Annotated in this window: 25 protein-coding genes; 15 read left to right on the top strand and 10 right to left on the bottom strand. The window is 37.2% G+C overall.

Going from position 1 to position 23370, the window contains the following annotated elements; all coding sequences use genetic code 11:
• Positions 1–4 precede the first annotated feature (4 nt).
• The 6 genes from ACFSR8_RS05255 to ACFSR8_RS05230 all read left to right on the top strand — a co-directional run bounded on the left by ACFSR8_RS05255 (position 5) and on the right by ACFSR8_RS05230 (position 7560).
• Positions 5–1198, top strand: coding sequence for an aspartate aminotransferase family protein (locus tag ACFSR8_RS05255; RefSeq protein WP_380289771.1), 1194 nt, complete (start codon positions 5–7; stop codon positions 1196–1198).
• Between the two features lie 146 nt (positions 1199–1344).
• Positions 1345–2733 (top strand): tetratricopeptide repeat protein, encoded by a 1389-nt coding sequence (locus tag ACFSR8_RS05250; protein WP_380289769.1) that lies wholly within the window; start codon positions 1345–1347, stop codon positions 2731–2733.
• Positions 2734–2776: 43 nt separating this feature from the next.
• Positions 2777–3697 carry a DUF368 domain-containing protein gene (locus tag ACFSR8_RS05245; protein WP_380289767.1) on the top strand — a complete coding sequence of 307 codons (921 nt, stop codon included), beginning with the start codon at positions 2777–2779 and terminating at the stop codon, positions 3695–3697.
• Positions 3698–4714, top strand: a complete 1017-nt coding sequence (locus tag ACFSR8_RS05240) for a DUF368 domain-containing protein (protein ID WP_380289765.1) — start codon at positions 3698–3700, stop codon at positions 4712–4714.
• Positions 4707–5450 (top strand): shikimate dehydrogenase family protein, encoded by a 744-nt coding sequence (locus tag ACFSR8_RS05235; protein WP_380289763.1) that lies wholly within the window; start codon positions 4707–4709, stop codon positions 5448–5450. The genes ACFSR8_RS05240 and ACFSR8_RS05235 overlap by 8 nt, the downstream gene beginning before the upstream one ends.
• A 97-nt stretch (positions 5451–5547) precedes the next feature.
• Entirely contained in the window at positions 5548–7560 is a 2013-nt protein-coding gene (locus tag ACFSR8_RS05230) for a DUF349 domain-containing protein (protein ID WP_380289762.1), read from the top strand.
• A gap of 79 nt (positions 7561–7639) precedes the next feature.
• Here ACFSR8_RS05230 and ACFSR8_RS05225 read toward each other — a convergent pair whose 3' ends face one another.
• The 6 genes from ACFSR8_RS05225 to ACFSR8_RS05200 all read right to left on the bottom strand — a co-directional run bounded on the left by ACFSR8_RS05225 (position 7640) and on the right by ACFSR8_RS05200 (position 11287).
• Positions 7640–8506 carry an anti-sigma factor gene (locus ACFSR8_RS05225; RefSeq protein ID WP_380289760.1) on the bottom strand — a complete coding sequence of 289 codons (867 nt, stop codon included), beginning with the start codon at positions 8504–8506 and terminating at the stop codon, positions 7640–7642.
• A 74-nt stretch (positions 8507–8580) separates the two neighbouring features.
• The gene (locus ACFSR8_RS05220; protein ID WP_380289758.1) at positions 8581–9252 is read right to left on the bottom strand and encodes a Crp/Fnr family transcriptional regulator; all 672 of its coding nucleotides are present in this window, start codon (positions 9250–9252) and stop codon (positions 8581–8583) included.
• Between the two features lie 89 nt (positions 9253–9341).
• Positions 9342–9767, bottom strand: a complete 426-nt coding sequence (locus ACFSR8_RS05215; RefSeq protein WP_380289756.1) for a DUF5606 family protein — start codon at positions 9765–9767, stop codon at positions 9342–9344.
• Positions 9768–9856: 89 nt separating this feature from the next.
• On the bottom strand, positions 9857–10447 hold the full coding sequence (def, locus tag ACFSR8_RS05210) for a peptide deformylase (protein WP_380289754.1): 591 nt from the start codon (positions 10445–10447) through the stop codon (positions 9857–9859).
• Between the two features lie 62 nt (positions 10448–10509).
• A complete protein-coding gene (ruvX, locus tag ACFSR8_RS05205) occupies positions 10510–10920 on the bottom strand; it encodes a Holliday junction resolvase RuvX (RefSeq protein WP_380289752.1) in 411 nt (136 codons plus the stop codon).
• Positions 10921–11023: 103 nt separating this feature from the next.
• The gene (locus tag ACFSR8_RS05200) at positions 11024–11287 is read right to left on the bottom strand and encodes a hypothetical protein (protein ID WP_186563503.1); all 264 of its coding nucleotides are present in this window, start codon (positions 11285–11287) and stop codon (positions 11024–11026) included.
• 326 nt (positions 11288–11613) lie between these two features.
• Between ACFSR8_RS05200 and ACFSR8_RS05195 the strand changes: the two genes are divergently transcribed.
• Positions 11614–12429: a 2,3,4,5-tetrahydropyridine-2,6-dicarboxylate N-succinyltransferase gene (locus ACFSR8_RS05195; protein WP_380289750.1), complete on the top strand. Its 816-nt coding sequence runs from the start codon at positions 11614–11616 to the stop codon at positions 12427–12429.
• A 158-nt stretch (positions 12430–12587) separates the two neighbouring features.
• On the top strand, positions 12588–13649 hold the full coding sequence (locus ACFSR8_RS05190) for a glycosyltransferase family 9 protein (protein WP_380289748.1): 1062 nt from the start codon (positions 12588–12590) through the stop codon (positions 13647–13649).
• On the opposite strand, the gene ACFSR8_RS05185 is transcribed toward ACFSR8_RS05190, so the two are convergent.
• Complete coding sequence (locus tag ACFSR8_RS05185) at positions 13639–14457, bottom strand: glycosyltransferase family 2 protein (protein WP_380289746.1); 819 nt, start codon at positions 14455–14457, stop codon at positions 13639–13641. The two genes, ACFSR8_RS05190 and ACFSR8_RS05185, sit on opposite strands and share 11 nt — an antisense overlap.
• A 49-nt stretch (positions 14458–14506) precedes the next feature.
• On the opposite strand from ACFSR8_RS05185, the gene ACFSR8_RS05180 reads away from it, so the two are divergent.
• Entirely contained in the window at positions 14507–15274 is a 768-nt protein-coding gene (locus tag ACFSR8_RS05180; protein ID WP_380289744.1) for a glycosyltransferase family 2 protein, read from the top strand.
• Here the strand turns inward: ACFSR8_RS05180 and ACFSR8_RS05175 are convergent.
• Genes ACFSR8_RS05175 through ACFSR8_RS05165 form a run of 3 tightly spaced genes read right to left on the bottom strand, consistent with a single transcriptional unit; the run spans position 15257 to position 17772 of the window.
• Entirely contained in the window at positions 15257–16012 is a 756-nt protein-coding gene (locus tag ACFSR8_RS05175; protein ID WP_380289809.1) for a Kdo domain containing protein, read from the bottom strand. The genes ACFSR8_RS05180 and ACFSR8_RS05175 overlap by 18 nt on opposite strands.
• Positions 16005–16814 carry a glycosyltransferase family 2 protein gene (locus ACFSR8_RS05170; protein WP_380289741.1) on the bottom strand — a complete coding sequence of 270 codons (810 nt, stop codon included), beginning with the start codon at positions 16812–16814 and terminating at the stop codon, positions 16005–16007. Before ACFSR8_RS05170 ends, ACFSR8_RS05175 begins: the two co-directional genes overlap by 8 nt.
• On the bottom strand, positions 16807–17772 hold the full coding sequence (locus ACFSR8_RS05165) for a hypothetical protein (RefSeq protein ID WP_380289740.1): 966 nt from the start codon (positions 17770–17772) through the stop codon (positions 16807–16809). Before ACFSR8_RS05165 ends, ACFSR8_RS05170 begins: the two co-directional genes overlap by 8 nt.
• Before the next feature lie 107 nt (positions 17773–17879).
• Between ACFSR8_RS05165 and ACFSR8_RS05160 the strand changes: the two genes are divergently transcribed.
• From ACFSR8_RS05160 to ACFSR8_RS05135, 6 genes are all read left to right on the top strand, one after another.
• Positions 17880–18521, top strand: coding sequence for a class I SAM-dependent methyltransferase (locus ACFSR8_RS05160; RefSeq protein ID WP_380289738.1), 642 nt, complete (start codon positions 17880–17882; stop codon positions 18519–18521).
• 28 nt (positions 18522–18549) lie between these two features.
• The gene (locus ACFSR8_RS05155; RefSeq protein WP_380289736.1) at positions 18550–19536 is read left to right on the top strand and encodes a glycosyltransferase; all 987 of its coding nucleotides are present in this window, start codon (positions 18550–18552) and stop codon (positions 19534–19536) included.
• Between the two features lie 200 nt (positions 19537–19736).
• Positions 19737–21158 carry a CCA tRNA nucleotidyltransferase gene (locus ACFSR8_RS05150; RefSeq protein ID WP_380289734.1) on the top strand — a complete coding sequence of 474 codons (1422 nt, stop codon included), beginning with the start codon at positions 19737–19739 and terminating at the stop codon, positions 21156–21158.
• Positions 21155–21619: a GNAT family N-acetyltransferase gene (locus tag ACFSR8_RS05145; protein WP_380289732.1), complete on the top strand. Its 465-nt coding sequence runs from the start codon at positions 21155–21157 to the stop codon at positions 21617–21619. The genes ACFSR8_RS05150 and ACFSR8_RS05145 overlap by 4 nt, the downstream gene beginning before the upstream one ends.
• Positions 21606–22622, top strand: a complete 1017-nt coding sequence (locus tag ACFSR8_RS05140; protein WP_380289730.1) for a COX15/CtaA family protein — start codon at positions 21606–21608, stop codon at positions 22620–22622. The genes ACFSR8_RS05145 and ACFSR8_RS05140 overlap by 14 nt, the downstream gene beginning before the upstream one ends.
• A 181-nt stretch (positions 22623–22803) precedes the next feature.
• Positions 22804–23283 (top strand): hypothetical protein, encoded by a 480-nt coding sequence (locus ACFSR8_RS05135; protein WP_380289728.1) that lies wholly within the window; start codon positions 22804–22806, stop codon positions 23281–23283.
• Positions 23284–23370: the final 87 nt, after the last annotated feature.

Here is a 23370-nt window from a genome sequence, read left to right as displayed (position 1 = left end):
ATTTATGAATGAGGATTTCCTCAAATACCAAGCCCAAACCACTCCTATGCCTTTAGCTATAGAAGTCTCGCACGCCGAAGGTTCCTATATCTACGATACAGATGGAAAGGCCTACCTAGACTTTGTAGCCGGAGTTTCTGCATGCACCCTAGGCCATGGCAACTCCAAAGTAAGTGAGGCCATCAAAACGCAATTGGACAAATACCTCCATGTAATGGTCTATGGCGAATACATCCAAAAACCAGCTGTTGAACTTACAAAGCTTTTAGCCAATCATTTGCCTGAACCTTTGGAGAAAACTTACTTGACCAATTCAGGAACGGAGGCTATAGAGGGCGCACTAAAACTGGCTAAACGTGCCACAGGCCGCAGTGAAATCATTGCAGCCGAAAAGGCATACCATGGCAACACCATGGGTTCATTAAGCGTTATGGGTTTTGAGGAGCGCAAGCAAGCTTTCAGGCCGTTGTTGCCGGATGTTCGGTTCATTGAATTTAATAATACTTCACATTTAAAACACATCTCCAAAAAGACAGCATGCGTTATTTTGGAAACCATACAAGGTGGCGCTGGGTTTATAGAACCGAAAAAGGATTACTTGAGAAAAGTTCGTGAACGTTGTACCGAAGTGGGAGCACTATTGATTCTGGACGAAATCCAACCGGGTATTGGAAGAACCGGCAAGTTATTTGGTTTTGAACATTATAATTGTATCCCAGATATTTTGGTGACTGGCAAGGGTTTAGGAGGAGGCATGCCCATTGGGGCTTTCACGGCCTCTGGTAAGCTTATGGATTTACTAATGGACAACCCAAAATTAGGGCATATTACCACTTTTGGGGGACACCCCCTTATTGCCGCAGCGGCCCATGCGACTTTAAAAGAAGTGGTGGAAGACAACCTTATGGAGGGTGCATTGAGAAAGGAACAACTCATTCGGAACCGCTTAAAACACCCGCTAATTGCAGAAATAAGAGGCAGAGGTTTAATGCTCGCTTTGATGATGCCATCTTCAGACATTGCAAATACACTTATTATGGAATGTCAAAATAAAGGGCTTATTCTTTTTTGGCTGTTATTTGAGCCAAAGGCAGTTAGAATTACACCTCCGCTAACGGTTTCTGAAGAAGAACTCATCAAAGGTTGCAATATGATTTTAGATACTCTTGAGGATATTGCCCCTAAATCAAAAATATAAAACATTGAAACACAAAATATTAACAGCCTGTTTTTCTCTTACCTCTTAATTTTGTTCATTACTTTGTTAAAAACATTTGTGTTTCCCACCCCAAAAAAGGCATCCAGAATCTTACTTTTATTTCAGAAGAAAACTTAAAACTGCTTATGGAGTTTAGTCAAAGCGACAACAACAATTTGCCTCTTACTAAGTTTGAATCGATGTTAAAAACCAACCACGTTTTGTTTTTCGATTCCGAAGAATTTGAAAACATCATTCACCACTACCTCAACCAAGGAAAAATAGCCTTAGCCAAAAAGGCCATTAAACTGGGCCTGGAACAACACCCGACTTCCATAAATTTGAAATTGTTTAAAGTGGAAGTATATGTGTTCGAGGATAAATTAAGGGAGGCAAATGACCTATTGAACGAGCTCTATTCCATTGACCCCAATAACGAAGAAATCTTCATCCAAAAGGCTAATATTTATTCGAAACAGGACAACCACAAAAAGGCTATTGAGGTATTGCAATATGCGTTGGATTTCACTGATGATGTGGTCGATATTTATTCCTTGATAGGAATGGAGTATTTGTTTTTAGATGAGTTTGAAAATGCAAAACAGCAGTTCATAAAGTGCTTAGAGCAAGATATTGAGGACTACTCCGCATTGTACAATGTTATGTACTGTTTTGATTATTTGGAACAGCATGAAGAAGCCATTGAATACCTAAATGTCTTTCTGGACAAAAATCCTTATTCTGAAGTAGCTTGGCACCAACTGGGTAAGCAATACTACTCCCAAAAAGATTTTAAAAGAGCATTGGCTGCCTTTGATTTCGCGATAATTTCAGACGACACCTTTATAGGGGCCTATTTGGAGCGTGGTAAGGTTTTAGAAAAAATAGAAAAATATCATGAAGCTATTGAAAGCTATGACTTGACCCTAAAATTGGACGACCCATCCGCCTTTGCCTTATTTAGAATAGGAAATTGCCATGAAAAATTGGGCAATTATGATAGTGCCCTTCAGTTTTACAAGAAAACAAGAGAGGTCGACCCACAATTGGACAAAGGCTGGATTGCCACAACAAAGTTTTTTATTAAACAGAAAAACTATCAAAAGGCATTATATTACATAAGCAAAGCCCTTAATATCGACTCTGAAAATGTGGTGTACTGGAAGCTGTACGGACAAATCAATCACCGTTTGGATTTGTTGGAAGAAGCGGAAAGAGGCTACAGAAAGGCATTGGATTTGGGTAATTTTGAGTTTGAAACATGGATTACTAGAGGTGATTTATTGATTAAACTCGGAGAACACCGGGCATCGATCTTAAATTACGAACAAGCTTTGGACTTTTTTCCCGAAAATGCTGAAATCGAGTATCGCTTAGCCGGGTTGCACTTCAAACTGCATCAAAACCATAAGGGTATTTTCCATCTTAAAAATGGCCTGCGCAACAACGCTGAATATAGCTTTATAATAGACGAATTATTTCCCGAACTGCTCAGCAATATCCAGATAAAAAGCTTACTTAAAACTAATCACTAGTTGTTGCAAATTGCATACCTTTGATTTTCCTAAAAATCATTGTATGCAGAGACGGCTTATCGATTACTTTGTTATTTCTTTAAAAGGGGTTGCCATGGGAGCAGCGGATGTTGTGCCTGGAGTTTCTGGAGGTACGATTGCTTTTATATCTGGTATTTATGAAGAACTAATCTCGTCATTAAACAATATTAACTTTTCTTTATTCAAAACACTAAGAGCCGACGGGGTTAAAAGCGCCTGGAAGCAATTAAATGGCAACTTTTTATTGGCACTTTTTATCGGAATTGGTGTTAGTGTTTTATCTCTAGCGAAGGCTTTAAAATGGGTATTAGAACACTACCCGATATTGATATGGGCTTTTTTCTTCGGATTGGTATTGGCCAGTATTCTTTTTGTTGGAAAACAGATAAAGACATGGAACGTCACAATTATTCTAGGCTTATTAGTTGGCAGTTTAGTCGCTTATTATATTACTACAATTCCTTCAATTAGCTCATCCAATTCTAGTTGGTTTTTATTTCTTGCTGGAGCATTAGCCATTTGCGCCATGATTTTACCGGGTATTTCGGGCGCTTTTATTTTAGTTTTACTTGGGGCTTACAAGCCTATTTTAGAAGCTGTAGATACCTTCAATATCAAGACTATAGCCATTGTTGGATGTGGAGCCATCGTTGGACTTTTATCCTTTTCAAAATTATTGAAATGGCTTTTCAAAAAGCATGAAAACCTTACACTCGCAACTCTTACCGGTTTCATTATCGGGTCGTTGAATAAAATTTGGCCGTGGAAAAAAGTACTCTCCTATCGAACAGACTCACACGGTAAAGAAGTACCTTTCTTATCGGAAAGTATATCTCCTTTTTCCTATGAGGGGGAAAATTTCTTTCCGTATGCCATTGTATTAATGGTTGTAGGCTTTTTGACTATTTTTATTTTAGAAAAACTAGGCAGTAAAAAACAATAAATGGAGAGTACCCGAACGCTTAAGGACAAGCTTTTTCTGGTTTTAAAGGGACTGGGTATGGGTGCCGCCAATAAAGTACCCGGGGTTTCGGGTGGAGTTGTGGCCTTTGTTGCAGGGTTTTATGAGGAGTTTATATATTCCTTAAAAAAAGTAAACTCCAAGGCCTTCAAATTACTAATTAACGGTCGATTTAAAAGTTTTTTCAACTATATCAATGGGCGTTTTTTGGGCCTCTTGTTTCTCGGAATGATCATCAGCTATTTTAGTGTTTCAAAGTTGTTGGATTATCTTATTCTGCACTATGAGCTTTATGTTTGGAGCGTGTTTTTCGGTATGATCGTTGGCTCAATTTATTACGTTAACAAGGATTTTGACGACTGGAATAGCCGAACCTACACCTCCCTGGCATTAGGTATTATTCTTGGGCTGAGCATTAGTTTTTTGAATCCTGCTAAGGAAAATGACAATCTATTTTTCGTTTTTTTCTGTGGCATCATCAGTGTTTCTGGAATGACACTCCCCGGGTTTTCAGGCTCATTCATTCTTATTTTAATGGGCAATTATGTCCTGCTTTTGGTTGATTCCGTTAATGCCCTTTATGATACCTTTGCAGAGCTATTTCAAGGGGATTTTGGGTTTATTGATGACCAAGAACGTATAAGAATGCTTAAGGTACTGGCCATGTTTACGTTGGGTTCGGTTGCTGGGCTCGTAACGTTTTCTCATCTACTGAGTTACATTTTGAAACATTACAAAAGCATTACTATTGCTACAATTATCGGTTTTATTATCGGGTCGCTAGGTGTGGTTTGGCCATGGAAAAAAACGATTTATAAGCAAATGGAAAACGGTGAGTTTTTATTGGACTCCCGTGGTGAAAAGATTATCGAAAATTATAAACGATTTCTACCCGAACTGAATACGGAAACCTATTATGCCATTGGATATATTATCTTAGGATTCGCAATTGTAGTAGGGTTAGAAATTTACGGCCAAAAACAAAAAAAACATGCATAGATTAGGGCTTTTAGGTAGAAACATATCCTATTCATTTTCAGTAAGTTATTTTAAAAAAAAGTTTCAAAAAGAGGGTGTTCAAAATGTGAGTTATCAAAATTTCGATATTCCAAAAATTACCCTTTTCTCAGAAATAGTAAAGAATACAGAGGGCTTGAAAGGACTCAATGTAACCATTCCGTATAAGGAAGAAGTAATTCCTTATTTAAACAAACTCAATAAAAAAGCAAAAGAGATTGGTGCCGTTAATACCATTAAAGTGACCAAAAAAGGGAAATTGGTAGGCTACAATACAGACTGTTACGGGTTTATAAAATCTATAGAGCCCTATTTAAAAAAACATCACAAAAAAGCATTGATTTTAGGGACTGGTGGTGCAAGCAAAGCGGTTATCTATGCGCTGAAGCAAAAAGGTATAGAATGTCATTATGTTTCAAGAACCGCCTCAAACCATGTGCGTTTCACTTATGAAGAGTTGAATGCCAATATCATTTTGGAACACCAAATCATCATAAATTGTACGCCTTTGGGCACCTATCCAAATATTGAAAACTGCCCGGCAATACCTTTTGAAAGCATCTCGGAAAAACACATCCTTTTCGATTTAATTTATAATCCAGAAGAAACCAAATTCCTCCGTTTGGGCAAGGAAAAAGGGGCAATAACCATCAATGGACTAGAGATGTTGAGGCTTCAGGCCGAAAAAGCATGGTCTATTTGGAATCTTGATAAATAGAAAACTTACGCGTTAAAACTCTTTTCCTGCTTTGTAAATCATCTAGTTGTTAGTATCTTTAATGAATAAACTAGACGAACCCTAAACATTTTTTAAAATGTCTGAGCGAGATAACCTGCAGGAAGCAGATGGAAGACAAGAGGATATAGATGTTTCTCAGGTCGAAAATGAGACCGAAGAAACCAGTACCGCCCCCGAAGATAAGGAAACCGTAGCAACGACGGAAGATACTGTTGTGGACGAGAATAATGGCACGGTAGATGATACTCCTGAATCCTCTGAAACTGAAACCCCCAACGAAACTACTTCTGAGGATGAAGCCATAAACGAAATAGATGAATCCAACGCTGAGGATGCCGAGGACGAGGGCAATAAAGAGCGCCACACCATCGAGTTTAAGGAATACGACAAAATGTCCTTAGAATCTTTGGTGATTGAACTTGAAAAATTGGTGAAGAAGGAAAAAGTTCAAGCCATTAAAAGACACTTGGATGGCATCAAAAGCGAATTCAACAGTAAATTTAATGCTTTACTAGAGGAAAAGAAAGCTGATTTTATCAATGACGGTGGCAATGAAATAGACTTCTACTACTCCAACCCCATTCAAAAGCGATTCAAAACTGCTTATCGAGAATACCGAGGAAAACTCAATGAACATTATAAAAACATTGAGCAAAACCTCAAACAAAACCTTAAGGATAAACTAGAAATTATCGAGGAATTGAAAGGGCTGATCAATGTTGAAGAAAACATAAACACCACTTATAAACATTTTAAGGAGCTACAGGAACGCTGGCGCAATACAGGTCCTATCCCTCGAGATAAATACAATAATGCCTGGAACAGCTACCACCATCATGTGGAAATGTTCTATGACTTTCTACATCTCAATAGGGATTTACGCGATTTGGATTTTAAGCACAATTTAGAGAAGAAGCTTAAAATCATTGAGCGTGCGGAAGAATTGGCCCAAGACGACAATGTAATGCGTGCTTTTAGGGAATTGCAAGAACTCCACAAAATGTGGAAGGAAGAATTGGGCCCAGTTGGCAAGGAGCACCGTGAAGAAATTTGGGAACGTTTTAAGGCGGCCACCAAAATTATCAACGACAAAAAACAGCTGTACTATAAGGAAATTGATAAAGTTTACGAGAAAAACCTTGAGAAAAAACTTGAGATAATAGCATCCATTCGGGCCATTGCTGATGAACCTAGCAGTAGCCACGGTGCTTGGCAAAAAAAGATCAAGGAAATTGAAGCCCTGCGTGAATCCTTTTTCAATGCTGGAAAAGTACCAATAAAAGTTAACGAGGAAACTTGGGCCAAATTTAAAGACGCTGTAAGAACTTTTAATAGACGTAAAAATGCGTTTTACAAAGAGCTAAAAAAGGAGCAGTACCAAAACCTTCAAAAGAAAAGAGAACTTGTTAAAATAGCCGAAGACAATAAGGATAGTGAGGATTTTGCGGTAACCACACCATTGATGAAAAAAATCCAAAGCGACTGGAAGAAAATTGGCCACGTGCCAAGAAAAGACAGCGATAAAATTTGGAAGCAGTTTAAAAGTGCTTGCAATCACTATTTTGACAGAATCCATGCCAAGCGTAATGCTGCCAACAAAGAATTCGTTGAAGCATTCAACAAAAAACAGGAACTGTTGCAAACCTTAAACAACCTAAAACTTTCAAAAGATAAGAAAAAGGATTTGGAGGTTATCAAGGATTATATCAGCAAATGGAAAACCTTGGGTCGCGTGCCTAATGATAAACGCTATATTGAAAGCAAATTCAATAAAGCTGTTGACGAACTATTTGGCAAGCTTAAGGTAGATAAAAATGAGGCTGAAATGATCAAGTTTGAAAACAAGCTTGAAACCCTAAATAGCAATGATGATAATCATCGAAGTTTGGACAACGAACGATCTTTTATTCGTAAAAAAATAGATGACCTTAAGGGGCAAATCAATCAATTGGAAAACAACCTTCAATTTTTCACAAATGTGGATGACGATAATCCTCTGGTAAAAGAGGTGAAAGCCAATATCGCAAAACACAGAGAGGAATTGAACCTTTGGAAATCCAAGCTCAGCAAAATTAAGGAAATGTATTAGTACATACATTATGCCACAAAAAAGAGCCTGATTTTGTAAATCAGGCTCTTTTTTGACGTTATATTAACTAATTCAAATATTATCTCGTTACAGTCCCTGTAGGCAAAGAACCTAAGTTGGCACCAAAATCATGGGTTGCCGGTGCCGTATCTTGTCCTGCCGTTCCAACCAAAGGCTTAATGGCAAAAGGCGCTGGTGAATCATCTGGCACTGGTTCAACTGAAATTACAACAGTTCTACCTCGAACATCCAATGGGAAAGTTTCCCCTGCAGGTGCATTTAAAAAGAAATCTTCACCTGGCACTGGAGGTCCGGGCTGAGAAGTTTCACTAAAATCATCAAAAGCATCAACCATATTGAAAACATTGAAAGTACCCGTGGTAATTGGACCGTTATCCCCTACTACCCAGCCTTCATAAGTCCATCCAGCAGGCAAAGTGGGTAATACGAAATTCGGTGCTGGAGGCATTCCTGGCGTACCAAACCATACGCCATATTGGTCATTTCCATTGTTTGTCCCAGTTTCATCAGTTGGTGTTCTTAAAAAGAAAGCTCCAGCAGCATTGCTGAAATCCCCAACTATAGACGAATTAAGGGTGGCCGAATTTCCTGAAAAATCCCCAACTAGTACTTTGGTGTCGGCAGGAGCTGGGTCCGGGTCTACAGCTGGTTCAATAGAAAGTACAAATCGTGTTGCATTGTTTAATTGCTCTGTGTTTACCGAAAATACCTGAGCACTTGAAACATCTGTAAAAGTACCAGTAGAAACTGGCGCCCCGCTTACTATAATCCAACCTTCATAAACGTAACCACTACCTAAGGCTTCCAAACCTTGAGCATTAAAGGTTAAATTGGAATTTGTTGGTCCAGAATTATCGTCGTCATTACTACACGAGGTAGCAAAAAAACCTATTAACACTAGGGCTAAAAACATGTTTTTAATCATTGCTATAATTTTTATTTGTTATTTGAATTCAAAATTATAGCTCGGGAAGAACATAAAATGTTAGCCACCTAACATTAAGCGGAATTTTTATAAATTCTTATTTCTTTTCTTGAAAATTCAAGGACATTGTCCTCTTTCAACTCATTCAAAAGAATGTTTAAAGTAGGTCTAGAAGTACCGATTAAGGAAGCAATATCCTTTTGGGTGTAAGGATGATGAATAATTTTATCCCCGGTTTTTTCGCAATCATAACCATAGTCGTGACACAGTTCGTGCAAAAATTCCATCAATCTTGTTTTGGCATCTTTAAAGAGCAGCAGCTGTAATCTTCGTTCTAATCGCTTTAATTTCAGCCCAATAAATTTATAGACTTTAAAGCTGAAGGTTTGGTTGTCCCGCATTAAATCATGCATAGTTTCCACACCTATGGGGCAAATACTTGTTGTGTTATCAATGGATTGCGCAAATTCCTCACGCCTGGACTCTCCGAAAATGGCCGTTTCGCCAAATAGCTCCCCTCGGGTTAAAATAGCCTTTACCACCTCATCCCCTTCTTCAGTATAGTATCCTATCTTAACTTTCCCTTTTTCAATCAGATACACTTTGTTTGCCGAATCATCTTCAAAATAGATGTAATCCTGCTTTTTGTAGGCATCAAAATCATGGTCAGCCTTGTATGCCTTAAACTTATGTGGACAAAGGGTGCGAAATAGGTTAACGTCTTCAAAAAACCAAAGGGACTTCATAGTTCATTGTTTTACAAGAAAATGTCGTTAAAACCTCATCATACTTACAAAAAACTCATAAAAAAACCTCCAAAAAGGAGGTTCATGATTTATTCTTCTTCGTCGCTTGACGAATCTGCTTCTTCGTCCAATAAATTGAGCATATCGTGCTTTTGCAAAAGGTTGTACCACTGAATCACCTTTTTGATATCACTGGGATAGACCCGATCTTCATCATAATCGGGCAACACATCGAAAAAATACTCCTCCAGTTTATCCTTGCTTTCTTTTGGTCCAACACTACAAATCTGACCGTTTTCCCTTTCCCTGATTTTGCCTAAAACCTTGTATAACGGGATTTCTTCGTTCAAAGTATAAATCGCTATTTCACTAAGTACACTAACGTTATTTTGCAAGCTAATTGAGATACGCTTGTTGTTAATTAGAGATTCAGCCACAAAACCGCCCCTTGTTTGGGTGACCAATTTATAGAGCCCTGATTTTCCGGAAATTGCTAAAACTTTTTCTAAACCCATACTAGATTCTTAATTTTTAATCCCGATTGCTCCCGATAGTTATCGGAACGGGAGCGCAAATATCCTATTTTTAAAAAGTAAAGCAAAAATTATCGCTTCTTTTTTTGATTAGGAAATCGCATTCTGTAGTCCACATTTATCTTCCCTTTTGAAATGTTTGATAGCCTACCTTTTATCAATCGCTTTTTGAAACTGGACAATTTATCGGTGAACATGATACCCTCAATATGATCGTATTCATGTTGAATAACTCGGGCAATCAAGCCATCAAAAGTTTTGGTTTGCTTTTCGAAATTCTCGTCCAAATATTCCACAGTAATTTTAGGCTGCCTAAACACATCCTCCCTAACATCTGGAATGCTAAGACATCCCTCGGTAAACGCCCATTGCTCGCCCTCCTCTTTCAAAATGGTAGCATTAATAAAAACCTGCTTAAAATCCTTTAAAGCTTCTCTTTCATCCGCACTCAAATCTTCGTCGTCGCTAAACGGCGCTGTATCCACTAAAAACAAACGAATTGGCAAACCAATTTGGGGGGCTGCAAGACCGACACCCATGGCATTGTACATGGTTTCGAACATATTGTCCAGTAGTTCTTCAAGTTTAGGATAATCTCTGGTTATTTCCTTGGCTTTCTTTTTTAAAACTGGGTCGCCATAGGCCACTATGGGTAAAATCATCGTTAGGATTAAATTGTTTTTTGCAAAAATACAACTCTCTATTGTATAATGTGCATGGAAAGTTATTTAGAATACAAATAACTTTGAAGAATTAAAGTGGCACTAATTTCATCTATCAAAGCTTTGTTTTGGCGTTGCTTCTTCTTTAATCCACTGTCCAACATAGACTGAAAGGCCATTTTTGAGGTAAAACGCTCATCCACGCGTTTCAAGGGAATATTCGGAAATTGCTTTTTAAGCTTTTCCAGAAACGGCTGAATAAGAGCTTCACTTTCTGAAGGGGTATTGTCCATTTGTTTAGGCTCGCCCATTAAAATTAACTCCACTTCTTCTTTAGTAAAATAATCTTTTAAAAAATTTAGCAACTCTTTGGTGTCAACAGTCGTTAAACCCGAGGCAATAATCTGTAACTCATCGGTTACGGCTATCCCTGTTCGCTTCATCCCGTAGTCTATCGCTAAAATTCTTCCCATGCGTTTAATTTGGGCAAAAATAACCAAATAAAAAAGGACCGCCCTTTCGGACAGTCCTTTTCGTGTTTAACCTTATTATTAATATTTGAATACTTGTTCTAGTTTATGATAATTTTCTTTTGTGAATCTTTGGAAATACTAACTTGATGTTATCAACTTTTCTTTCTCTGTTCAAGAAAATTCTAATATCGCTACTACTTCTTGCAATAGTCTCTTTGATTTTTACAGTGTCGATAATTACGGTAGCTTCTTCAGTTTCAGAAACAGTAACTGTTTTTTCAACATTATTAGTCTTAATTTCATTTTGAGCACCTACGGCAGAAAAAGAAAGTAATAAGATAAATAAGATGTAAAAATTCGTTTTCATGATTTGGGTTGTTTCATTTGTTTCAACGGTTCAAATATATATCGGCATCAATGCTCAAACAGAATAAAATAGTTGTAGAACACGGAATTTTCGATTACTAGAGAAGCAGAAATTTTTACCGATGAATAGTGGAAGTGCTTGATTTTATCGATTAAAAACACGAAAAATGCATTTCATCTAAAAAAATAAATTTTTCACGGGGAAAACGGCATCAAAATCTTTAGAAAATCGACAGGATTTCGACGAAATTTTTCAGGATATTTAAAGACGAAATACACATCGATTTTAGGCTTTAGATAGTATATTTGCCCAAAATATTGAAACCAATGACGGATTTACAACAAATTATAGAAAGCGCTTGGGAAAACCGAGAGTTATTAAAGGAAAGTAAAACAACAGACGCCATAAGGAAAGTAGTCGACCTTTTGGATAAAGGCGAGCTTCGTGTTGCAGAGCCTATCGAGGGTGGATGGCAGGTGAATGAATGGGTTAAAAAAGGTGTTGTACTTTATTTTCCTATTCAAAAAATGGAAACCATTGAGGCCGGGCCTTTGGAGTTCCATGATAAAATTCCTTTAAAGAAGGGGTATGCCGAAAAAGGAATTCGCGTTGTACCGCATGCAGTTGCAAGACATGGGGCCTATATTTCTCCGGGCACTATTTTGATGCCAAGTTATGTAAATATTGGTGCTTATGTTGACGAAGGAACCATGGTAGATACTTGGGCTACCGTAGGTAGTTGTGCGCAAATTGGTAAAAATGTACACCTTTCTGGTGGTGTTGGTATTGGTGGGGTTTTAGAACCTTTACAAGCCGCTCCTGTAATTATTGAGGATAATGCCTTTATCGGTTCGCGTTGTATAGTAGTAGAAGGTGTTAGAGTTGAAACCGAAGCCGTTTTGGGCGCCGGTGTAGTATTGACCATGAGTACAAAGATCATTGACGTTACTGGTGACGAGCCAGTGGAGCACCGAGGGGTAGTTCCAGCACGTTCGGTAGTCATTCCTGGAAGCTATGCTAAAGAATTCCCTTCTGGGACATATAATGTGCCTTGTGCATTAATCATTGGAAAACGAAAGGAAAGCACTAATAAAAAGACTTCGCTCAATGATGCTTTAAGGGAGCATGATGTAGCGGTTTAAAAAGTTTGCAGTCTACAGTCGCGGTCCCGATAACTATCGGGAGCAGTTCTAACTCATATGTGAAAACTTATGCTACTCGTAAACTTCAAAATACTCAAATTCCAAATTCCAAACTTTTCTGCTTGGAATTTGGAATTTTTTATTTGTAATTTATGGGCATGAAGGTTTTAGTGATTCAGCAAAAAATGATTGGAGATGTGCTCACAAGTAGTATTTTGTTTGAAGCCCTTAGAGAACATCACCCTAACGCTGAGCTTCATTACCTAATAAATTCGCATACCTTTCCCGTTGTAGAGCACAACCCGAATATTGACAAATTTCAGTTTTTAACTCCAGAAATTGAGAAAAAAAAGTCATTGTTCAATAGCTTTCTGAAAAAGATTCGAAAGGAGAAATACGATGTTGTTATCGATGTGTATTCAAAATCCTCCAGCAATCTCATTACCTTATTCTCTGGTGCAAAAACGAAAATTTCGAAATATAAATGGTACACGGCATTTTTGTACACTCATACTTTTAAAGAAAAAAGCACACCTGACACGAATGCCGGTTTGGCCATTGAGAATAGATTACAACTGCTAAAGCCCATTATTAAGGATGATTTGAAGCCCATAAAGCCTAAAATATATCTTACCGAACGGGAAGTTGAAGACGCAAAGGAGCTTTTGGAAAAATTCAAGATAGAACTTTCAAAACCTCTGTTTATAATTGGGGTTTTAGGTAGTGGCAAGTCAAAAACGTATCCTTTGGAATATATGGCTAAATTGATTGACTTTATTGTAGAAGAGACTCAGGGCAATATTCTTTTTAATTATATTCCAAATCAGATCGAGGAGGTTAAAACATTGATGTCTTTTTGCTCTGAAAGCACTAAAAAGCATATTCATTTTCACATTTTTGGTAAAAGCCTAAGGGAATTTATTGCAATAACGAAACATTGTAAAGCGCTGATTGGCAATGAGGGAGGTGCCATCAATATAGCCAAAGCTATTGATAAACCTACATTTGCTATTTTCTCACCATGGATTTTAAAAGAAGCCTGGAACATGTTTGACGATGGAAAACTAAATGACTCCATCCATTTAAATGATATCAAGCCAGAATTGTATCAATATCAGGACTTAAAAGCTATCAAAAAAGACTATCAAAATTATTATAAAGCTTTTACCCCAGAATTAATTGTTCCTAAATTAGGGCAGTTTCTAAAAGCTATTGGTTAATTCCGTAATCGGTTCTTGTAATCTTTTGGGATTTGGTAGTTTCCCTAATTTTCTTGTTTTTTTGGATCATTTCAGGGTTTACATAACCTCTTTTGTGGTCTAAATGCAAACAAATCGCGGAATAGCGAATTTGTTTCGCCTTGATACCTGCATTGAACAGCCGTTCGCCCAATTCCCGGTCTTCCCCACCGTACTGCATACGCTCATCATAACCATTGGCATTTAAAATATCAGATTTCCAGCCAGAAGTATTATGCCCGTTCCAAGTGGCAGTGGTTGGCGTAAATCGGTTTAAAAGATCTTCTTTTAAACCTTTGGCAGTAATTTTGTTGTTTTTGAATGAAGATTTCAAACCGTGAGATTTTAACCAATCAATATTAAAACATCGTTGGGTTTCAATATCTTCCTTTGAAATTAACTTGCTGATGGACATTGGCAACTTAAAATAGCCCCCGGATAAAAAATAGCCTTCTTCTCTCCTATCAACATGGACTTCCAAAAAATCCTTCCGGGCAATGCAATCGCCATCACTATAAACCAGATAGTTTCCTTTACTGGCAACAGTAGCCTTATTTAAAATAATCGTTTTTTGAAACCCATTGTCCTCGTGCCAAATATGTTGGACAGGATAGCCTAATTTGGGCTTTAAGCTTTCTATTAACGTTTTGGTGGCTTCGTTGGAACCGTCATCAGCAATAACAACTTCAAAATCTTTAAACGTCTGATAGTTATAGCTCCACAATACTTTTTCCAACCATTCCGGGTGATTGTAAGTGCTTATTATTACTGAAATATCAATTGAATTCATTGATTCAAAAATAGCTATTTTTACGGAATAAAATCTGTTTTTCTTGAATATGAAACATATCCAAATATCCGCTTTATTAATAACATTCAATGAGGAAAAACACATTGACGCTGTTATTAAGAATATAGACTTTGCGGATGAAATAATTGTTGTTGATAGCTTCAGCACGGATGAAACCTTAATTAGACTAAAGGGTTTTCCACGTGTCACTGTAATTTCAAGAACTTTCGAAAACTTTGCCGACCAACGAAATTATGCCATAGCTCAAGCCAAATACGACTGGATATTGTTTATAGATGCTGACGAGCGCATTCCTGAAAACTTAAGGCAGGAGATATTAAATGTGGTTAAAAACACAGATGAGATCGTGGCTTACATGTTCAAACGCCGATTCTTCTTCAATAAAAAGGTAATGAGATTCAGTGGACTACAGTCCGACACTACCTATAGATTGTTTAGAAAAGGATATGCTAAATACGATGAAAACAAAATTGTACATGAAAATCTTATAGTGGACGGCAAAAGTGCTATTTTGAAGCATTATATGCTTCATTATTGTTATACCAGTAATGCGGACTACAAAAGAAAAATGGAGCACTATGCGTCCTTAAAGGCCAAAGAACTGTATAACAAAGGTAAAAAGTTCAACCTATTTCATTTAATATTAAGGCCAGTTTACAAGTTTATCACCAATTATGTTGTAAGGCTAGGGTTTTTAGATGGGATAGAAGGGTTTAATATCTGCTATCTAAGTGCCTACGGCGTTTGGTATCGGTATAAGGAGTTACAGCGGTTAAACTCACTTCCAAAACTTTAATTTCTTTTTTAACCGCCGTTTCCGATGGTATTTTTCCTGAAATTTCTCGGTTAACTTCCACATCAGGCTGAACACCTTTTCATAAGATTCACCGGAACATTTCGCATATTCATCGCTCATCACCTCCACCATACTTTTATGAATGGTCAATCTCGCAAAATTCTTGATTCGCGTTTCAAAATCCAAGGGCTTAAATTCCATACGGTTTAAATCCACCAAATAAAATTTGTAATTGCCTTTGTTGATTTCAATCAACGTATTTCCTGGGGAATGGTCCAAAAAATGGATATTTTTCTCGTGTAGCTCAAAAGTGAAGCGGGTAAAAGCTCTCAAAATAGCTTCGTGATTGGGGTAGTTTAAATCCAAAGTCAATTCGCGATAGGTAATGTCGCAGGGCTGTTGTTCGCTGATATAGTAACTATTCTTAAATAAAAACAGGGTGGTAAACTCATAATACCCCATGGGCTGTGGCGTTCCCACTCCCAACCCCATTAAACGGTTGGCATATTCAAAAGAGCGCTCTGCCTTGCTTTTTCTGAAAAACCGATAGGCAATTTGATTTATGAGATTAGGTACCCTAAACGATTTTACGTTTATAGTTCTATCTTCTAAATCGAACAACTTTAGGGAATTCCTATCCTGATTACCAAAATCCTCCCCTTTTGAATCAAAGTTTTGGATGATATCATCAAAAAACGCGGCATGTTCCGCAAAATTATTATGTATTGTTTTATTGATTTTCACTTAAATATTTATCAACACCGTTTTTGCACCTTTTAATTTTTTCGGAAATTGTTCTCTCCTGAATTTCATTTCCGGTTTCAGGGTTTTCAAGAGCCGAAGGCTTATGGTAAATATGAAAACAAATCCCTGAAAACTTAAGCCGTTTGGGTTTTATACCTAAAAATGTTAATCTCATACCAAAGTCGTAATCTTCAAAACCCCAACCCAGATAGTCTTCATTGTAACCATTAATAGCAATGGCATCATCTTTCCAATAAGACATATTTGCTCCTCTTAATTTTGTGGTAACCGAGGTGTCGGGTTTTCTGTTTTTATAAACAAAGGGAAGGTACAACGCCCTCATTCTTTTTTTAAGGCCGCTTGACAACCAATTAAGGTTGGATGCTCCCTTTGATAAAATTTTCTCTGATTTCTCTTTTGTAATAGTTACCCTGGTCCCAAATAAAAAAGATCCTTTTTTGCTTATCTCCCGATGATTCTTAACAAAATGCTTGTGCAGGATTATATCCCCATCAATCTGAATAATATACTCCGATTTAATTTTAGCAATAGCTTTATTTAGAATAATCGTCTTGGTAAACCCTTTATCTTCATGCCAAACATGGATAAGCGGCATCCGGAATTTTGTTTTATACGTATTGATTAACGCTCTTGTATCATCCTTAGAACCATCATCAGCTATAATAACTTCGTCCGGCATTACAGATTGTTTCAAAACACTCTGTAGCACCAAATCTAAGGCTTGGGGCCAATTATATGTTGAAATCAGTAAAGCTACCTTAGGAAGGTTATCCATTTTTTCCTTTTTTCAATTCAAAAACTTTATCTACCCAACCCGGTAAAGCATAGGCATTATATATGTTCACAGGTATTGGTTCATAAGGCGTTTCAAAAAAAGATTTAGGTATTTCTACATGATTTTTGTCCACCACCAAAATATTGTTCGGGTTGTAAAAATCATAAGTAATGATATCCTTATTAGTAGTAATTAGTTTTTTTGAAAACCCTAAGCTTTCAAATACCCTGAAGGTTAAACCCGCCTGATTCTCCCTATGTACGTCCAAAAGCACATTAGACTCCGAAATAAAAGACTCAACCTCATTCAAATCAAAAGTCTGTTTTGAATATTCTATTTGAGTTAAATTATGGTTTGGGGTATTTTTACCAACAATGATGATTTTGTAAGTTATCCCAATAATATCCAAAGCTTTAGCTATATTTTGAATTATGACATCCCTTTTCCCGGTTGAGCTAATATTAAATACTTCATATTTCTTTTCATTTACTGCTAGTTCTTTTTCGTTATATACAAAGTTGGTTATAAACGAAAAACCAAACTGCTTTACATCCTCTTTCTCAAAAGAGTACCCCTTATCAAAAACATTATAAATTTTAGCAATTTTAGGAGACCGCCTGAAATTATCATTGAAAAAACCTATTAATTCATCTGTAAATGGTTTTATCTTTTCAATAAAATCAGGATTTAAAAAATCGCCTTTTATTAGCAGTATTTTATCTTGTTTGCCATTGCTTCTTAGTTCCTCCAAAATTTTTTTCTCTAAAAACTTCTTTTTTATGTTATATTTAAAAAATAGTTTTGCGAAGAAATTAAACACTCTATGAAAAAAAGTAGGATAACGATAGCGTAGCTGATAAAAATTAATTTGATTTACCTCAATATTTCTGCGCTCTAACTCTTTGGCAATAAATTGATTAAAACCCCAATTATCTAAACTAATTAATGTGATTTTCATACAGCTGTATATAGTGCAATATTAAGAATTAAATACCAAATGCGAAGGCTTCTTTAGGGGGTAGCACTCAACACTAATATTTCCTTTACATCAAAAACACAATTTAGATGGATTACGATAACAAACCAGACAATTATTATAACAATACCAGATATGAAATGTTTGGTTTTTATCCTGAGGATGCAAAAACTCTACTTGATGTAGGGTGTGGTGAGGGTACTTTTGCTTCCTATATAAAAGAAAAGCATAATCCCGAAACCTGGGGTATTGAGCTGATGCCTGAACATGGGGAAAAAGCAAAGAAAATACTGGACAAAGTCTTTATTGGGGAATGTGAAAGCTTTATTGAGGAGCTCCCTAATGATTATTTTGATGTCATCTACTTTAATGATGTTTTAGAACATTTGGTCGACCCGTATTGGGTACTAGAAAAAATAAAGGATAAATTATCTGAGAATGGTGTAATTATTAGTTCTATCCCCAATATGAGGTACCATAGCGCTTTAAAAAAACTAGTGCTTAATAAAACATGGGAATATGAAGAACACGGAATTATGGACAAGACCCATCTAAGGTTTTTTACCGGGAAAAGCATCGCAAATATGTACAAAAACTTGGGTTATAAAATTGTTACACATAAAGGTATCAACAAAACGAAATCGATAAAACCCTATCTTTACAATATTCCGTTTTTATTTACTGCGATGGACATGAGATATCTGCAATATGCCACAGTAGTCAAAAAATAAATCTCCTTTTCGATACGACACCAATACTATGAAAATACTTATTGAAGACAAAACAGCCGTATTACCAGCAAAAAAATATGGAGGTACAGAACGTGTTATTTGGGGCCTTGCAAAGGAACTGGTAAAATTGGGGCATGAAGTTTATTTACTGGCCAAAGAAGGATCCCATAGCGATTTTGCAACAGTGATTCATTATGATGAAACCAAAGATTTGAAAAGCCATATTCCAGATAATATTGATGTTGTTCACTTATTTCATTCGTTAGGAAAAGCAATAGACAAACCCTATATCTTTACGATGGGAGGAAATCCATCTCCCGAGCAGGCGTTGGATATAAATATGGTTTTTGTTTCTAAAAACCATGCACAGCGATATGGCTCTAAGGCTTTTGTTCATAATGGGCTTGATTGGGATGATTATCCCGACCCAATACTCGATAATAAAAGAAATTACCTTCATTTTTTGGCAAAAGCTTCATGGAAGGTAAAAAACCTATTCGGAACTGCTAAAATAGCGCTAAAGTCTGGCAATAAATTGCACGTAATGGGTGGGAAAAGATGGACCTACCGCAATTTTAAAAGAGGTTTAAAATATATTTTGAATAAAAATATCATTTTTCATGGAATGGTCGAAAATGATAAAAAAATGGAAATTGCACAATATTCCAAGGCATTGGTTTTTCCGGTGGTATGGCACGAACCTTTTGGACTGGCCATTACCGAAAGCATGTATGCAGGCTGTGCTGTTTTCGGAACTAAAAATGGATCATTGGCTGAATTAATTACACCAGAAGTCGGTTTTGCAAGTAATAACTCTAACGAAATTATAAAAGCCATTAGGGAATTTGATTACAACCCTAAACGATGTCATGAACATGCTGTTAAATACTATAATTCTAAGGTAATGACAGAATCATACTTAGAATTGTATGAAAAAGTGATTTCGGGAAAAACTATTAATCCGCAAGTGCCCAAGTATATTGAAGAAGCGAATGTGGTTCCAAAATTCACTTAATTGTCCAAATTCCTAGTTGACAATAATACCCAGCAAGGAATTTAGCGCCTTTCTTTAAAGCGCAAATATGGGCCTCGAAATCATTTTCAAATCCCTAAAATAAATCACTACTTAGGTTTTAAAAGGTTTACACTATGTTGTAAATTTGCATTGCCGATTTTTGTAGCCAGAAATTCGCAAATTTCGCGAAATAGCGTTGTATGAATTACAAAGAAGCACTACAGCATAACATTTTCAAAATTATATCCCAATCTGCCGAAACGTTGCAACTGGACTGCTATGTAATTGGTGGGTATGTACGCGACTTTTTATTGAAAAGAGGCGATGCCAAGGACATCGATGTTGTGGCCATTGGCAGTGGTATAGAATTGGCTAAAGCCGTTGCAAAAAACCTTCCCGATACGCCAAAAGTACAGGTATTTAAAACCTACGGTACGGCCATGCTACGCTATGATGACATCGAAATAGAATTTGTGGGCGCCAGAAAGGAATCCTATTCCAAGGACAGCCGAAATCCTAAAGTAGAAAACGGCACGTTGCAGGATGACCAAAACCGTCGTGATTTCACCATTAATGCCTTGGCACTAAGCCTTAACAAAAACTCTTTTGGCAATTTATTGGATCCCTTTGACGGATTGAAAGATTTGGAAAACGGTATTATCCGAACGCCTTTAAATCCAGATATTACTTATAGTGACGACCCATTGCGAATGATGCGTGCCATCCGTTTTGCTTCCCAATTGAAGTTTACAATTGAAGAAGAAAGTTTGAAAGCCATTAACCGTAATGCCGAAAGGATAAAAATCATCACCAACGAACGTATCGTTACCGAGCTAAATAAAATACTGGAAAGTGAAACGCCATCAATTGGTTTTTTACTATTGGAACAAACCGGACTTTTAAAGTTAATTCTACCTGAATTGACCGCATTAAAAGGCATCGATGAAATTGAAGGTCAACGCCATAAAGACAATTTTTACCACACTCTGGAAGTGGTAGACAACATCGCAAAACATACTGACAACGTTTGGTTGCGTTGGGCCGCCTTGTTGCACGATATCGGGAAAGCCCCCACTAAAAGATTCAGCAAAAAGGTAGGCTGGACATTTCATGGTCACGAATTTGAAGGCGCAAAAATGGTGTACCACTTGTTCAAACGCCTAAAAATGCCATTAAATGACAAGATGAAATTTGTCCAAAAAATGGTGTTTATGAGTTCCCGACCTATTGTGCTGTCCCAAGATATAGTAACCGATTCGGCCGTAAGGCGATTGGTGTTTGATGCAGGCGATTATGTAGAAGATTTGATGACCCTTTGCGAAGCTGATATCACAACGAAAAACCCGAAACGATTTAAAAAGTACCATAATAATTTCAAAATTGTAAGACAAAAAATTGAAGAAGTTGAAGCGCGGGATCATGTGCGGAATTTTCAGCCACCTGTTTCCGGGGAAGAAATCATGAAAACCTTCAACTTAAAACCCTCGAGGGAAATTGGCATCATCAAAGAAGCGATTAAAGAAGCCATTTTAGACGGAGAGATTCCAAACGAATACGATGCCGCCCATGCATTGATGCTGGAAAAAGGTAAAGCACTGGGCTTAAAAGTGAGTGATTCATGATACAGCTGAAACGCACCGACCATACCGATAAGGGTTTTGTGCATCTCGTTTCACAGCTCAACGGGTACTTAAAAGTCATTGATGGCGACGATCATGAGTTTTATATGCAATATAATGGTATTGAAGTACTACGTCATGTTGTAGTTGCGTATTGGGACGATGTCCCTGTGAGTTGTGGTGCTTTTAAACCATACGATGAAACCAGCGTTGAAATCAAGCGTATGTTTACACATCCAGATTTTAGGGGGAAAAAAGTGGCCACTGCCGTTTTAAAAGGTCTAGAAGCTTGGGCAAAGGAACTGGGGTTCAATTCCTGTGTTTTGGAAACTGGAAAGAGGCAAATAGAAGCTGTCAGTTTTTACAAAAAAAACGAATACCAAATTATCCCCAACTTTGGGCAGTACAAAGGCGTAGAAAATAGTTTGTGTCTTGAAAAACAATTGAACAATGAAAAAAGATAATAAAGCTGTAATATACTGGTTGTTAACAGGTTGTTTTTTAATTTTTATCATGGTAGTTGTAGGTGGCATTACGCGTTTGACCCACTCAGGATTGTCCATTTCAAACTATAAACTGATATCGGGTACCATTCCTCCGATGAGCGAAACCGAATGGCAGGCCGCCTTCGATTTGTATAAACAATATCCCGAATATCAAAAACTGAACACCCATTTTACCCTCCAGGATTTTAAGGACATTTACTTTTGGGAGTGGCTCCATCGGGTGATTGGGCGCTTTATCGGGATGGTATTTTTCATCCCATTTGTGTTCTTTTTAATTAAAAGACAGCTTAGCAATGCTACCGTTAAAAAATGTATTGTGCTTTTAGGCTTAGGTGCCTTCCAAGGCTTTTTGGGGTGGTATATGGTAAAAAGCGGTTTGGTGGACAACCCCGACGTTAGCCATTACCGTTTGGCGGCACATTTAACCACGGCCTTTATCACCTTTGCCTATACCTTTTGGGTGGCCTTGGATCTGCGCTATCCTGAAAAGCAGGATGTTGACAAAAAGTTTAGAAACCTAGTGCGTTTTGGGTTGTCCGTTTTATTGTTGCAAATTATTTATGGGGCCTTTGTAGCCGGTTTGGATGCTGGTTTTATCCACAACCATTGGCCGATGATGAGCGAAGGGAAATTTATGCACCAAACGGTTTATATTGAGCAAAACCCGTTATACAAAAACTTTATCGAGGGCAAAAGTGGCGTCCAGTTTGTACACCGCTGTTTGGCCTACGTGGTCGTACTGATGGTTGTGATTATCTGGCGAAAAAGTAAACGGTTTTCATTAACCACAAGCCAATTTAATGGCATTACCGCACTGTTGCTTTTGGTGGTGTTGCAATTTGTTTTGGGCGTATTTACCATATTACTTCAAGTACCGGTTTGGCTGGGCGTGGCGCACCAAGTGGGAGCGTTTTTCCTTTTGACCGCTATGACGTTTGTGTTGCATCGCTTTAGCAGATAATTTCACAACTTATCCTTCTTTTGTGTAAGAAAGAAACTATATTTACATTGGAAATTTAAGAAAATGAAGGTTTTATATGCGTAACTTTATTTTCAAAAACTTCCGCATAGCCAAACTAATTGGTGGTATAAAAGGAAAAAAGTTCCGTATATAAACAAGTTGTACGCAAGCTGAAAAACCAATGAAATACATTTTTAAATTCTTACTTCTAGCATCTTTATTTGCTTCTTGCTCAAATCACGAAAAGCGAATAATCTTACTAGAAAATGAATTGAATATTGACCTTGGAGAAAACTATGAAGTTGTTAAAGATGAAGATAAATCGAATAATGGATTTGAAAGCGACTATACTCTGAATATTAATATCAAACTGAATAAAGCAGAACTTGACCGAATTATTAATCAAATCGAAACCGAACCATATTTCGACCAATTAAAAAGATTCAGGAGTGAAAGTGGAAGATATCGAATAGCGGGAAATGAAAATATGGAATTTTTCAAATCGGTAGCTGATTCATTAACGAAAACTAAATATCGCGGAAGTTGGTTTCGGACTGATACAGGATTTGAGTTTCTGGATATGGAAGATGGATACGAACCAATTGAGGCTGAAATAGACCTAAAAGAACAAGTAGTGAAATTTGAGTTTAATCACTTATAAACGAATAAAAAGCCAGCGTACAACAAAGAACTGAGGTAAAAAACAAATCATTTCTTCGTTAATTTGAGATATTATTATCCTGGGCCC

The sequence above is a fragment of the Hyunsoonleella rubra genome, from assembly GCF_042684665.1.
Classification (GTDB): Bacteria; Bacteroidota; Bacteroidia; order Flavobacteriales; family Flavobacteriaceae; genus Jejuia; species Jejuia rubra.
Note: the sequence above shows the minus strand (reverse complement) of the source record. Positions and strands in the feature narration are given on the sequence as shown.

Excerpts from the sequence above, each read along its gene's own strand:
- ACFSR8_RS05255 (WP_380289771.1), top strand. The coding sequence starts at position 5 with ATGAATGAGGATTTCCTCAAATACCAAGCCCAAACCACTCCTATGCCT.
- ACFSR8_RS05250 (WP_380289769.1), top strand. The coding sequence starts at position 1,345 with ATGGAGTTTAGTCAAAGCGACAACAACAATTTGCCTCTTACTAAGTTT.
- ACFSR8_RS05245 (WP_380289767.1), top strand. The coding sequence starts at position 2,777 with ATGCAGAGACGGCTTATCGATTACTTTGTTATTTCTTTAAAAGGGGTT.
- ACFSR8_RS05240 (WP_380289765.1), top strand. The coding sequence starts at position 3,698 with ATGGAGAGTACCCGAACGCTTAAGGACAAGCTTTTTCTGGTTTTAAAG.
- ACFSR8_RS05235 (WP_380289763.1), top strand. The coding sequence starts at position 4,707 with ATGCATAGATTAGGGCTTTTAGGTAGAAACATATCCTATTCATTTTCA.
- ACFSR8_RS05230 (WP_380289762.1), top strand. The coding sequence starts at position 5,548 with ATGTCTGAGCGAGATAACCTGCAGGAAGCAGATGGAAGACAAGAGGAT.
- ACFSR8_RS05225 (WP_380289760.1), bottom strand. The coding sequence starts at position 8,506 with ATGATTAAAAACATGTTTTTAGCCCTAGTGTTAATAGGTTTTTTTGCT.
- ACFSR8_RS05220 (WP_380289758.1), bottom strand. The coding sequence starts at position 9,252 with ATGAAGTCCCTTTGGTTTTTTGAAGACGTTAACCTATTTCGCACCCTT.
- ACFSR8_RS05215 (WP_380289756.1), bottom strand. The coding sequence starts at position 9,767 with ATGGGTTTAGAAAAAGTTTTAGCAATTTCCGGAAAATCAGGGCTCTAT.
- def (WP_380289754.1), bottom strand. The coding sequence starts at position 10,447 with ATGATTTTACCCATAGTGGCCTATGGCGACCCAGTTTTAAAAAAGAAA.
- ruvX (WP_380289752.1), bottom strand. The coding sequence starts at position 10,920 with ATGGGAAGAATTTTAGCGATAGACTACGGGATGAAGCGAACAGGGATA.
- ACFSR8_RS05200 (WP_186563503.1), bottom strand. The coding sequence starts at position 11,287 with ATGAAAACGAATTTTTACATCTTATTTATCTTATTACTTTCTTTTTCT.
- ACFSR8_RS05195 (WP_380289750.1), top strand. The coding sequence starts at position 11,614 with ATGACGGATTTACAACAAATTATAGAAAGCGCTTGGGAAAACCGAGAG.
- ACFSR8_RS05190 (WP_380289748.1), top strand. The coding sequence starts at position 12,588 with ATGAAGGTTTTAGTGATTCAGCAAAAAATGATTGGAGATGTGCTCACA.
- ACFSR8_RS05185 (WP_380289746.1), bottom strand. The coding sequence starts at position 14,457 with ATGAATTCAATTGATATTTCAGTAATAATAAGCACTTACAATCACCCG.
- ACFSR8_RS05180 (WP_380289744.1), top strand. The coding sequence starts at position 14,507 with ATGAAACATATCCAAATATCCGCTTTATTAATAACATTCAATGAGGAA.
- ACFSR8_RS05170 (WP_380289741.1), bottom strand. The coding sequence starts at position 16,814 with ATGGATAACCTTCCTAAGGTAGCTTTACTGATTTCAACATATAATTGG.
- ACFSR8_RS05165 (WP_380289740.1), bottom strand. The coding sequence starts at position 17,772 with ATGAAAATCACATTAATTAGTTTAGATAATTGGGGTTTTAATCAATTT.
- ACFSR8_RS05160 (WP_380289738.1), top strand. The coding sequence starts at position 17,880 with ATGGATTACGATAACAAACCAGACAATTATTATAACAATACCAGATAT.
- ACFSR8_RS05155 (WP_380289736.1), top strand. The coding sequence starts at position 18,550 with ATGAAAATACTTATTGAAGACAAAACAGCCGTATTACCAGCAAAAAAA.
- ACFSR8_RS05150 (WP_380289734.1), top strand. The coding sequence starts at position 19,737 with ATGAATTACAAAGAAGCACTACAGCATAACATTTTCAAAATTATATCC.
- ACFSR8_RS05145 (WP_380289732.1), top strand. The coding sequence starts at position 21,155 with ATGATACAGCTGAAACGCACCGACCATACCGATAAGGGTTTTGTGCAT.
- ACFSR8_RS05140 (WP_380289730.1), top strand. The coding sequence starts at position 21,606 with ATGAAAAAAGATAATAAAGCTGTAATATACTGGTTGTTAACAGGTTGT.
- ACFSR8_RS05135 (WP_380289728.1), top strand. The coding sequence starts at position 22,804 with ATGAAATACATTTTTAAATTCTTACTTCTAGCATCTTTATTTGCTTCT.